Annotated in this window: 9 protein-coding genes; 2 read left to right on the forward strand and 7 right to left on the reverse strand. The window is 70.7% G+C overall.

All coding sequences use genetic code 11. The features are described 5' to 3' along the window. Nucleotides 1-70: 70 nt before the first annotated feature. The 6 genes from A8G15_RS19245 to A8G15_RS19270 are packed head-to-tail and all read right to left on the reverse strand — an operon-like array spanning nt 71 to nt 7,971. On the reverse strand, nt 71-1,228 hold the full coding sequence (locus A8G15_RS19245) for a VWA domain-containing protein (protein ID WP_068163150.1): 1,158 nt from the start codon (nt 1,226-1,228) through the stop codon (nt 71-73). Further along, nucleotides 1,225-3,447, reverse strand: coding sequence for a DUF5682 family protein (locus tag A8G15_RS19250; protein WP_068163152.1), 2,223 nt, complete (start codon nt 3,445-3,447; stop codon nt 1,225-1,227). The genes A8G15_RS19245 and A8G15_RS19250 overlap by 4 nt, the downstream gene beginning before the upstream one ends. Further along, complete coding sequence (locus A8G15_RS19255) at nt 3,444-4,544, reverse strand: ATP-binding protein (RefSeq protein WP_068163155.1); 1,101 nt, start codon at nt 4,542-4,544, stop codon at nt 3,444-3,446. The genes A8G15_RS19250 and A8G15_RS19255 overlap by 4 nt, the downstream gene beginning before the upstream one ends. Further along, nucleotides 4,541-6,010, reverse strand: coding sequence for a DUF5691 domain-containing protein (locus tag A8G15_RS19260; RefSeq protein WP_068163159.1), 1,470 nt, complete (start codon nt 6,008-6,010; stop codon nt 4,541-4,543). The genes A8G15_RS19255 and A8G15_RS19260 overlap by 4 nt, the downstream gene beginning before the upstream one ends. Beyond that, entirely contained in the window at nt 6,007-7,302 is a 1,296-nt protein-coding gene (locus tag A8G15_RS19265; RefSeq protein ID WP_068163162.1) for an SWIM zinc finger family protein, read from the reverse strand. Before A8G15_RS19265 ends, A8G15_RS19260 begins: the two co-directional genes overlap by 4 nt. Nucleotides 7,303-7,344: 42 nt before the next feature. After that, the gene (locus A8G15_RS19270; protein WP_068163165.1) at nt 7,345-7,971 is read right to left on the reverse strand and encodes a TetR/AcrR family transcriptional regulator C-terminal domain-containing protein; all 627 of its coding nucleotides are present in this window, start codon (nt 7,969-7,971) and stop codon (nt 7,345-7,347) included. A gap of 125 nt (nt 7,972-8,096) precedes the next feature. Between A8G15_RS19270 and bioB the strand changes: the two genes are divergently transcribed. Together bioB and bsaP are read left to right on the forward strand one after the other, a co-directional pair. Beyond that, complete coding sequence (bioB, locus tag A8G15_RS19275; protein WP_068163168.1) at nt 8,097-9,110, forward strand: biotin synthase BioB; 1,014 nt, start codon at nt 8,097-8,099, stop codon at nt 9,108-9,110. A 1-nt stretch (nt 9,111) separates the two neighbouring features. Next, nucleotides 9,112-9,312: a biotin synthase auxiliary protein BsaP gene (bsaP, locus tag A8G15_RS19280; RefSeq protein ID WP_068163171.1), complete on the forward strand. Its 201-nt coding sequence runs from the start codon at nt 9,112-9,114 to the stop codon at nt 9,310-9,312. 58 nt (nt 9,313-9,370) lie between these two features. Here the strand turns inward: bsaP and A8G15_RS19285 are convergent, their stop codons facing one another. Beyond that, a complete protein-coding gene (locus A8G15_RS19285; RefSeq protein ID WP_068163173.1) occupies nt 9,371-11,047 on the reverse strand; it encodes a cutinase family protein in 1,677 nt (558 codons plus the stop codon). Nucleotides 11,048-11,276: the final 229 nt, after the last annotated feature.

Genomic DNA, 11,276 nt, shown 5'->3' on the forward strand with positions numbered 1-11,276 from the left:
CCCTTATTTTCAATACAAGTGTTTGTGGCGAATTACAGTGGTGCTGGCGGAGCCGGCGGGCGCGCGTCCTTCACAGCGACTGTGCCCACCGCCCGATATCGCCGCGTTCGAGAGCCAGTGCCAGCAGGTCCGGAAACCGGTCGGGTGTGCACGCGAATGCCGGGATGCCGAGCGCGCCCAGCGCGGCCGCGTTCTCCCGGTCGAACGCCGGGGCGCCGTCGTCGGACAGGGCGAGCAGCACCACCACCTGCACGCCGGCGTCGCGCATCGACGCCATCCGGCTGAGCATCTCCGCGCGGATCCCGCCTTCGTACAGGTCCGAGATCAGCACGAACAGCGACTCGGTGGGCCGCGTGATCAGCGATTGGCTGTACGCGATCGCGCGGTTGATATCGGTGCCGCCGCCGAGCTGCGTGCCGAACAGGACCTCCACCGGATCGGCCAGCTTGTCGGTCAGATCCACGACCGCGGTGTCGAACACCACCAGCGACGTGCGCAGCGCCCGCATCGACGCGAGCACCGCCCCGAACACCGACGCGTACACCACGCTCGACGCCATCGAGCCCGACTGGTCGATCGCCAGCACGACGTCGCGCTGCACGGCCTGCGAGCGGCGGCCGTAGCCGATCAGCCGCTGCGGCACCACCGTGCGGTACTCCGGCAGGTAATGTGCGAGATTCGCGCGGATCGTCCGATCCCAATCGATGTCGCGCAGCTTCGGATTCGACGTCCGTGCCGACCGGTTCAGTGCTCCGGTCACCGCGGACCGGGTGTGCTGGGCGATGCGCGCCTCGACCTCCCGCACCACTTTCTCCACGACCATCCGTGCGGTCGCGCGGGTCGTCTCCGGCATCACCTTGTTCAGGCTCAGCAACGTGCCGACGAGATGCACGTCCGGTTCGACGGCGTCGAGCAGTTCCGGTTCGAGCAGCAGTTGCGTCAGTCCCAGGCGCTCCATCGCGTCGCGCTGCATCACCTGTACCACCGAGGTGGGGAAGTATGTGCGGATGTCGCCGAGCCACCGCGCCACCCGCGGTGCCGAACCGCCCAGGCCGGCGCTGCGACGTCCGCTCGGATCGGGATCGCTGCGATCGTAGAGCGCGGCGAGCGCCCCGTCCATCGCCTCGTCGTCGGTGGAGCGCAGTCCGCCGGTGGATTCCTCGGCGGCGTCGCCGAGCAGCAGCCGCCACCGACGCAACCGTTCCGTTTCGTCCGATGATGTTGTCATGCAGGAACTCCCAGGATCAGCGCGGTGGCTTGTACGGCGCGTGCCCCGCGGTCGGCGTCGACGGAGGTGACGGTGGTGCGCGTGCGCTCGCCGCCGCGCACCACCGCGCCGAGTGTTCGGCGCTCGGCGGGCGCGAACGCGCCGAACGTGCGACGCAGAACCGGCAGCACGTCCACGAAGTTCTGGTCCGGCAGTGCCGACACCCAGTCGTCGATCAGTCGCAGCAGACCACGATCGTGCATGAGCAGCACCGCGCCGCCACCGACGAAACCGTCGATCCACCGGGCCTTCGCGCCGGGATCGATGCCCACCGACAACGCCCGCGACACCCGCAGCGCGGTGTCGTCCTCATCGATCCGGCCCATGTCCCGCAGCAACCGCACGGTCCGGCCGGTGAGGACGCCGTCCACGTCGTCACGGTCCGCGATCACCCGCAGGGTGACGAGCCACCGCTCGGTCGTGCCGGGATCGTCGCGCACAGCGATCGCGGTGTGCACGTCGTCGACGGCCGTGCGCAACGCGTCCGTGGCGTCGGAATCCAGGCCGGTCGCCGCGGCGGGCAGACCGGCGCAGATTCTGGCGAGCAACGCGTCGGTGACATGGCCGAGGGAGGACAGATCGGTGCCGCGCACATCGCCGTAGCGCAACGTGCGGATGAGCGCCGGCAACGCCGACATCAGGTGCAGCACATCGTGATCGAGCGCGGCCGCGGCGTCGAGCGCGGCGAGCACGTCGGGAATCGATGCGAGCAGATCTGCGAGCAGCGCCTGTTCGAGGGTATCGGTGACCTCACCGAGAGTGGCCTCCGGTCGTCCCACTCGATCGAGGACGACCGCGTGCGCCGCCGATTCCACCGTGGTGCCCCACCGTGAGGCTTCGACGATCGCGACCGACAGTTCCGGATCCCACCGCAGCGTCCACGACTCGCGGAACGTGCCGGTGGAGCGGACCGTGCTGGTCGCGGCCTTCGCCCAGTCGATGCCGAGCAGCGCGAGGCGGTGCAGCAACCGCGACCGCTGCAGATCGTTGTCCTTCCGCAGATCCAGATCGAGATTCTTGTCGACCGGAGACCGCTTGAGCCGCAGCGTCTTCGAGTGGGCCTGTAGATCCGCGTCCAGCGGCACCGTCGGAGTGTCGTCCGGGATCTCGCCGAGCGCCTCGCCGACCACGAGTCGGCGCGTCACCAGATCGAGCAACACGTCGTCGCCGTCGCACAGCACCGACCGGGTCGCCTCGGTGACCTCGGTGAGGCCGGGCAGCGGCCGGTCGCGCAGCGCGGCCAAGGTGTCGGCCAGGCGGGTGGCCTCGATGACGTGCGCGCTCGACACGGGCAGGTCCTCGCTGCGCAGTTCCCGCGCGACCCGCGTGAACCAGCGCTCGATCGTCCGGTCGTGGTGGGTGAACAGGTGGTGGTACCAGCCGGGCGAGGTGATGCCCGCGCCGTATCCGGAGGCCGACGACAAGCGCGAATGTGTCCACGGCACCCACGTGAGCGACGCCTTCACCTTCGGCAGGCCCTTGAGCAGTCGAGCGTCGGGGGCTGCGGGGCCGAGCTTGCCGGACAGTGCGGGCGCGTGCATCGCCCCGCACACCACCGCGATCTTCTGGGCGCCGGCCTTGATCGTCGCGCGCAGCACCTGACGCATGTGCGCCTCGCGTCGCAACGTGTGCTCGTCGATGCCCATCGTCTCGCGCAGCGCCGCCATCGCCTCGGTGATCGCGTCGAATCCGTCTGTGTGATCGATGCTGTCGTGCTCGGCGCCGTTCTCGGGACGCCGGGTCCCGGACTCGACGACCGCATCCCACCACTGTTCGAAGTCGTCGTAGCCGCCGGCCGCGGCGAGTGCGGCCAGCGGATCGGGACCCGGGTCGCCGGCCGGTCTGTCCGCGGCGAGGCTCAGCGCCGCGGGAAGGTCGCAGAACCGGACGTCCGCGTCGTGCAGGATCGCCCACTGCAGCGCCTGCCATTCCGGGGAGAACGTGGCCAGCGGCCAGAACGCGGCCGTCGACGGGTCGCCGGTCGCGTACCCGAGCAGCGCGACGGGCGGGCGCATCTGCTCGGACGCCGCCGACGCCACCAGCGGATCGGCGTCGGCGGGGCCCTCGATGAGCACGGTGTCCGGCTCGAGTTCGGCGAGCGCGCGCAGCAGCGCGCGGGCCGAGCCCGGACCGTGGTGCCGGATGCCGAGCACCCGGACCTGTGCGGTGGGGGTGCTCACCCGGCGACCTCACGGCACGCCCGGTAGAAGTCGGCCCATTCGGGGCGGCCGCGGACGACGGCTTCGAGGTACTCGTCCCACACCACCGTATCGGCGACGGGATCCTTGATCACCGCGCCGAGAATGCCGGCGGCCACGTCGGCCGAGCGCAGCACGCCGTCCCCGAAGTGCGCGGACAGGGCGAGGCCGTTGGTGACCACCGAGATGGCCTCGGCGGTCGACAGCGTGCCCGACGGCGACTTGAGTTTCGTGCGGCCGTCGGTGGTCACACCGCGACGCAGTTCCCGGAACACCGTCACCACGCGCCGGATCTCCTCGGCCGCCGGGGCCTGCGGCAGTTCGAGCGCGGAACCGAGCTGCGCGACGCGTCTTGCGACGATCTCGACCTCGTCGTCCTCGCTCGCGGGCAGCGGCAGCACCACGGTGTTGAATCGGCGGCGCAGCGCCGACGACAGGTCGTTGACGCCGCGGTCGCGGTCGTTGGCGGTGGCGATGACGTTGAATCCCTTCGTCGCCTGCACCTCGATGCCGAGTTCGGGGACCGGCAGCGTCTTCTCGGAGAGGATCGTGATCAGCGCGTCCTGCACGTCGGCGGGGATGCGGGTCAGTTCCTCGATGCGGGCGACCGCGCCGTCGCGCATCGCCGTCATCACCGGCGACGGCACCAGCGCGGCGGGGGTCGGACCCTCGGCGAGCAGCCGCGCATAGTTCCAGCCGTAGCGGACCGCTTCCTCGGCGGTTCCGGCGGTGCCCTGCACCAGACGCGTCGACGTTCCCGAGATCGCCGCGGCCAGGTGCTCGGACACCCACGTCTTCGCGGTGCCGGGCACACCGAGCAGCAGCAGGGCGCGATCGGTCGCCAGCGTCGCGACCGCAACCTCCATGAGCCGGCGCGGCCCGACGTACTTGGGGCTCACGACGGTGCCGTCGGCGAGTTCCCCACCGAGCAGATACGTCACGACCGCCCACGGCGACAGCTGCCACGACGGTGGGCGGGGCCGGTCGTCGACGCGAGCGAGCGCGGCCAGTTCGTGCGCATACTGCTGCTCCGCGTGCGGTCGCAGCAGGTTCTGCTCGTCGATGACGTTGTCGGTCAACTCAACTCCTCGTGAAGGGTTCGGCGAAGTTTCAGGATGTCGGCGACGGTCGCGAAGCGGTTGAGCCGGACGAGATCGTCGGTGCGGGTGGCGGCGTCGTCGAACAGATCGACCAGTTCGAACGGGGCGCGGCGCGCGAGCAGATCGGTCAGGGTACGGAAGCCGGGTGAACTCGGTGCCGCAGCGGTGTAGAGGACGGTGAGGACCTTCCGCGCGATGTCGGCGGGCCACGGCGCGGGCAGCGCGGCGATGTGGTCGCCGTGCAGCAGGTCCTGCCCGGGTATCCGGCGCAGGTGTTCGACGAGCACCTCCCGGGGCGCGTGCCCGGCGATCCGGGAACCGGGCCGGTCGTCGTGCTGCAGCAGTGCCGCGGCCCATGCGCTGTCGCGCTGGTGGTCGACCGCGGTTTCCCATCCGAGCCGGAGGACGTCGCGCAGCCGCCCGGATACCGCGAGATCCGGTACGGCAGCGATCCGCGCGCCGGATTCGGTCCACGCCGTCAGCGGTGCGGACGCCGCCAGTGCCCATACCCGGGCCCGGTCGCGGGCGTCGTCACCCGTGTACACCCGATTCGTGCGGGACGTCTCGGCGGAACGCGGCAGGGGGTCGTCGAGACCGTCACGCGCGGCCGCCGCGTCGAGCACGTCCGGCACCGTGAATTCGAGGATGCCGTCGTGTACCCGGGTCCAGTCCTGCACCCGCTGGGTCATGCGGCGGCCGAATGCGGAGCCGGGGAGCCGGCGCAACAGTTCGAGCGCCACATCGCGGACCTTGCGGCTGCGGTCGTCCAGCGCGGTTTCGAGCAGATCCTCGTCGTATGCCCCCGATCCGGTCGCGAGTTCCGCGAGCAGGCTCTGGCGCGCCGAGGCCGTCTCGGACTTCCACGACGCGGCGAGCAGCTCGGTCGCGGCAGCAGGATCCTGGGCACGCAGCGCCCGGAACCACCGGCGCCGGGCGGCGGCGGAACCGTGCTGCCACACCGACGTGTCGGTCGTGTCGGGCGCCACCAGCTCGGACCAGCGCGGATTCTGCTGCGCCAGCCAGCGTCCCCGCGGTCCGAGCAGGACGGCCAACCTGTCCCGCTGCATTTCGTCGAGCGACGACGCGCGCTCGAGCAGGTCCACGACGATGCCGTGCGGAGCGCGGAAACCCTGTGCGGCATCGAGCCATTCGCCGACCAGATCGGACCGCACGGTGAGCAGCGCGCGGAGCCGCTCGGCCGCGGCTGCGGGCAGCAGTGGCCGGTCGTCGTCCGCGGCGGGCGCGGGCAGCGGCCGCGTCGCCGGAACCGCTCCGCCTGCGACGAACGCGCATTCCAGTGCCGCGGCACCGAGCAGGCGGTGCTCGACGGGCGTGGCGAGCGCGCCGGCCGCGTCACGGGTGTGCAGCAAGGAGATCGGGGGTTCGGTGCGGGCGGTGCCCAGCAGGGCCGCCGAGGTGAGGGCTTCCAGTCCGGGCGAGCTCACAGCGCGACCGCCTCCTGTCCGGGTTCGAACACCGATGCCGGCGAGATCTCGCGCCCGTCCCAGTCGCCGCACACCGTCACCGGGTGACCGCCCGAGACGGCGAGCAGGCGCCAACGGCTGTCGAGATCGCCGGCCAGTGGCAGGGCGCGTTCTGCCCGGTCGACGAGGAACCACCGATCCTCGACGACAGTGGGCGTGACGGCGCCGAGCAGCACCGGCCACGCACGGATCCACGGGTCGGTGCCGAGTGCGGTGGCGTAGTCGCCGAGTGCGCGGTCGAAGTCCGTCGCGGGCAGAGTCGTGAACGGTTCCGGGGCGCCGTGGCGGGCTCCGATCACCGCGCGCAGCGGCGCGGCGCCGGGGTAGAAGTGCAGATCGGCGTCGACGAGAGTGCCGGGTACCGGTGCCTCGGCATCGAAACGTGTTGTGCCGTGCGAGAAATCGAGCACTATTGCCCATCGTCCGGATTCCCGGCCACGCAGCCACAGTTTGCGGGTGTAGACGCGGTTGTCCTCGGTGGTGCGGCTCGCGACGGCCTGCCACCGGTCGCGGACCGCGGGTGCGCGGCGCACCTCGTCGGCCCGGGTGGAGAACCCGAGGTGGGTGTGCACCGAGCGGACGAGGGGTTCGGGCAGGTCGGGGAGCGCCCGGAAGGCTCGGATCAGCAGGTGCAGGCGCGCGTACTCGCCGAGAACCCGTGCAGGCCAGTCCTCCCGGGTCGCGACGACGGACGGCAGTGCACGCAGCGATCCTGCCACGCCGGGGATCTGCGCGTCGACCATGCGGCCGGCGATCTCGTCGTAGGTGGCGTAGCCGTGGTCGACGGCGCCGAGTCCGTTGCGGATGCGGTCGGTCAGCCAGCGATCGAGGTCGTCGAGTCCGGCGGCGGCACGCTCCACCCGTCGCCGGACCGTCGCCGGGTCGGGTTCCTTCGGCGAAGGTTCCTCGGAAGTAGTTGCCTTCGAAGATTTTTCGGCACGACTGTTCAGCCACGTGGTGACGGTGTCGGGCGCGGTCGCTGCGGGGACGGTTCCCTCGGACCATTGCATGAGCAGGCCCAGGGCGTGCTTGCAGGGAAACTTCCGGCTCGGGCACGAGCAGCGGTAGGCGGGGCCGGCCAGGTCGACCGATGCCAGATAGTTGCTCGAGCCGCTGCCGCGGCACACACCCCACAGGGCGTGCTCGCTGCGTCCGGTCTCCGTCCATTTCGAGGCCAGCCCGCGGGCGGCCGTCACCGATGACGGATCGGGGGCGGCCGCGGCGATCTGCGCGGGGGACCAGGGTGTCGTCACGTCGGAGGAACGTACGGGAGGGGTCCGACAGGACGCCAACCGTCAGTGCGTCACGTGCTCGGCGAGCCGGCGCCGGATGCCGTCGACGAACAGGTCCAGGCCGAAGTCGAACCGGACCGCCGGGTCGCCGTCGAGCAGGTCGTCGTCGGAGGTCCCGGGGGTTTCGGTGGTCACGTCGGGGGAGACCGGGGACCGCGTGAGTGCGCCGAACTCGGCGAGCTGGAGGCGCGACTGCTCGTCGACGGTGTGGCCGAGCACATAGTGCAGGAGCGCGAATCCGGCGAGTTCGGCGTGTGCGCGGGACAACCCGGCGTGCTGTGCGGTGGCGACGAAACCGTCGCGGGCGCGGGAGGTGGTCAGCCGCGACGCGTAGCTGGAGGCGACGAGTTCGGCCCCGTCGCGGTGGGCGAGCAGCGCCGCGCGGAAGCGGTGCGCGAGTTCGGCGAGCGCCTCGTCCCACGCGCCGGTGGTCGGGGGTGCGTCGACACCGTCGAGGATGCGGTCGGCCATCGCGCCGAGCAGCGTCTGCTTGTTGGGGAAGTGCCAGTACAACGCGCCCGGCTGCACGCCGAGCGACCCGGCCAGCTTGCGCATCGTCAGGTCGCCGAGGCCGTACTCGTCGAGGACCGCCATCGCACCGTCGAGGACATCGCCCCGTCGCAGCTGCACGTGTTCGCTCCCTCTGGTTTCGTGCCGGTTTCCCTTTGACAGTAGTCGACCGCCGCCCTAACCTGAACGGCGTTCAAGTGAACGGTGTTCAAGTTCGTTTCGCCCGCTACTCCAGGAGATCCACCGTGACCAAGGCACTTGCCCCCACCGAAATCCTCGCGGTGGCCCGCGAACAGGTGCTCGAACGCGGTGAAGGCCTGCACCGCGACCAGATCCTCGAAGTCCTGCAGCTACCCGACGAGAGCCTCGAGGACCTGCTCACCCTCGCCCACGACGTGCGGATGAAGTGGTGCGGACCCGAGGTCGAGGTCGAGGGCATCATCAGCCTCAAGACCGGTGGCTGCCCCGAGGACTGCCACTTCTGCTCGCAGTCGGGACTCTTCGCCTCCCCGGTGCGCTCCGCGTGGCTCGACATCCCCAGCCTCGTCGAGGCCGCCAAGCAGACCGCCAAGACCGGAGCCACCGAGTTCTGCATCGTCGCCGCGGTCCGCGGCCCCGATGCCCGGCTGATGGCACAGGTCGCCGCGGGTGTCGAGGCGATCCGCAACGAGGTCGACATCCAGGTCGCCTGCTCGCTGGGCATGCTCACCCAGGAGCAGGTCGACCAGCTCGCCGCGATGGGCGTGCACCGCTACAACCACAACCTCGAGACCGCGAGCTCCTACTTCCCGAACGTCGTGACCACCCACACGTGGGACGAGCGCTGGGAGACGTTGCGCATGGTCCGCGAAGCCGGCATGGAGGTCTGCTGCGGCGGCATCCTCGGGATGGGCGAGACGCTCGAACAGCGCGCCGAGTTCGCCGCCGAACTCGCCGAACTCGCCCCCGACGAGGTCCCGCTGAACTTCCTCAACCCGCGGCCGGGCACCCCCTTCGGCGACCTCGAGGTGCTGCCCGCGTCCGATGCCCTGCGCGCCGTCGCCGCGTTCCGTCTGGCGCTGCCCCGCACCATCCTGCGCTTCGCCGGGGGGCGCGAGATCACCCTCGGTGACCTGGGTGCCAAGCAGGGCATCCTCGGTGGCATCAACGCCGTCATCGTCGGCAACTATCTGACCACGCTGGGGCGGCCCGCCGAATCCGACCTGGACCTGCTCGGCGAGCTGAAGATGCCGATCAAGGCCCTGAGCGAGAGCTTCTGACATGTTCGATCCGTACACGGGCGCCGCGCTCGACGGAGGTGCCGGCCCGGCCCGGCCGCGCGCCGCGCAACTCGGTCTCGAACCGCCGCGATTCTGCGCGCAGTGCGGCCGCCGGATGATCGTCCAGATCGCACCGGACGGCTGGTGGGCGCGGTGCTCACGTCACGGCACGATCGACTCTGCCCTGCACGAACAGCGCTGAGCATGCGACGAGGCCCGGAGGGAAACTCCCTCCGGGCCTCGTCGTCGTCCCGCTCAGCTCAGCGCTGCGGCGGAACCGGGGTGGTCGTCGTGGGTGCGACCGTCGTGGTGGTGGCGGTCGCCTCCGACGTGGCCGGCGCGGTCGCGGGCGTCTCGGTGATCGTCTCCGGGATCGTGACCGGGGTGGTCGCCGCCGGATCGGTTGCGACGGGCGCGACGGCCGGGTCGGTGACCGGTGCCGGCATCGTGGCGGACTCGGGTGTTCCGGCGGTCCCGGTCGGCGGCGTGATACCGGGCTCGGTGGTCGCGGATTCCGTGGTCGCGGACGGGGTCGTCGCCGGTGTCGCTGTGGTCGTCGTCGGTGTCGCGGACGTGGTGTCCGCGGTCACCGCGAGCGCGTCCTTCGCGGTGGCCTTGGGCAGTTCACCCTTATCGGCCTGCTCGGCGAGGTGGGTGAGCCACTGCGCGGCGTACTCGGCCGAACTCAGCGGTTTGCCGTTCGCCGCGTCCGCGTCGCGCCAGTAGTCGAAGTGATGTCCGGTGACCTCGCCGAGGGTCTGCTGGTACGGATCGCTCAGCGCGACCGGGATGGTGTTCGCGTTGTCCGCGATGAAGCCGATGATCTCGTTGCGCACCTTGGCGGGCAGGTAGACCAGGTTCTCCGCCGCACTGAGGTTCAGTTCCGTGTCGGCGGCAACGTCCGTCGGCTGGGCCGGCGTGTAACTGGGATCGGACACCTTGATCAGGACGTCGAGGAACGTCTCGTCGGACTGCATCCAGTTGCCCTGCGATGCGATGTCGTCGAACGCGAGCATCGCCACGCGGCCGATCGTGACCGCCAGGTCCTGCCCGGTCGCGAGGGTGAGGCCTTCGTCCTGCAGTCCGTCGACGTTGAGCTGCCGGCCGACGTTCGCGGCGAGCTGGATCAGCGCGATGTTCTCCGGGGCGTCGCACGTGAAGTCGCCGTCGGAGCAGAACGAGGCGATCTTGCCGTCCAGGGCGCCGAACCCGCCGCTGGTATCGGTCGCGATGCCGCTGCCGTCGGCGCTGATGTTCCCGGACTGGTATTCGCGGTCGTAGCCGTCGGGATTGCGGAAGGGGTCGCTCGCACCGGGGAACGGGCCCTCGCCGGCGGTGCGTCCGGCGTCGGCGAGGATGACGACGCCGACCACGGAATTCGGGTCGATGATGTCGTACGAGCCGTCCGCGTTCGGGGTCTGGTTGCCGATCTCCATCGCGGCCCGGCGGGCCACGTCGGCGCCTTCGCTGTAACCGACGATCGCGAACTGGGTGTCGGGGCATTCGGCGCGGATCGCCTGCATCACCGACTGGGTGTTGTCGACGCCCGCCTCGACCGCGTCCTCGTAGGACGCCATGTGCGCGGGGTACTCGATGTAGAAAGCGGCATAGTCCTTGCCGGCGTCGCGGGGGGCGTTGACCACCGGATCGACCCAGTGGCTGTTGTAGTCCCCGGACATCGCCGCGGGCAGCGTCGTGCCGTCGGGCGTGGTGAGCATGGCGTGCTTGCCGTCGCGGGGGCTGTCGCCCCGGCCGCCGATGGCGATGCTCACCATGTCGTGGCACTCGTTGGTCATCGCGACCAGTGTGGTGTCGGTCCTGACCGGCGTGTCGGTCCCCGTGACGGCAACCGCTACGAGAGCCGCCACCCCCAACACTGCCGGTGCTGCCAAGCCCGCTGCGATCCGTCGTCGATGCGACGCCGTCTGCTCTGCCATATCCGTCCAATCCGGTTGTGGTCTCCCAGCGACCACCCGCAATGGGTGCCCCCGCGTCACAGGACATGTCGGCCGGTCGTCCGACGGCGTTACATCCCGGTTTCCCGTCGCGTCCGTGAACCCGGGTGCCGGGAACCGGTATTCGGTCCGACCGGCCGGATGTTCCTCCCGCCCGTCGGTCACGAACGGCCGCGCGGGATCGGGTGTGAGCGGGGCTGGGACGTCGCGG

Origin of the sequence: Rhodococcus phenolicus (genome assembly GCF_001646785.1) — a bacterium.
In the GTDB taxonomy this organism is placed as follows: Bacteria; Actinomycetota; Actinomycetes; order Mycobacteriales; family Mycobacteriaceae; genus Rhodococcus; species Rhodococcus phenolicus.

Bases quoted from the DNA above. Each gene is read 5' to 3' on its own strand.
- A8G15_RS19245 (WP_068163150.1), bottom strand. From the start codon at position 1,228: ATGACAACATCATCGGACGAAACGGAACGGTTGCGTCGGTGGCGGCTG.
- A8G15_RS19285 (WP_068163173.1), bottom strand. From the start codon at position 11,047: ATGGCAGAGCAGACGGCGTCGCATCGACGACGGATCGCAGCGGGCTTG.
- bsaP (WP_068163171.1), top strand. From the start codon at position 9,112: ATGTTCGATCCGTACACGGGCGCCGCGCTCGACGGAGGTGCCGGCCCG.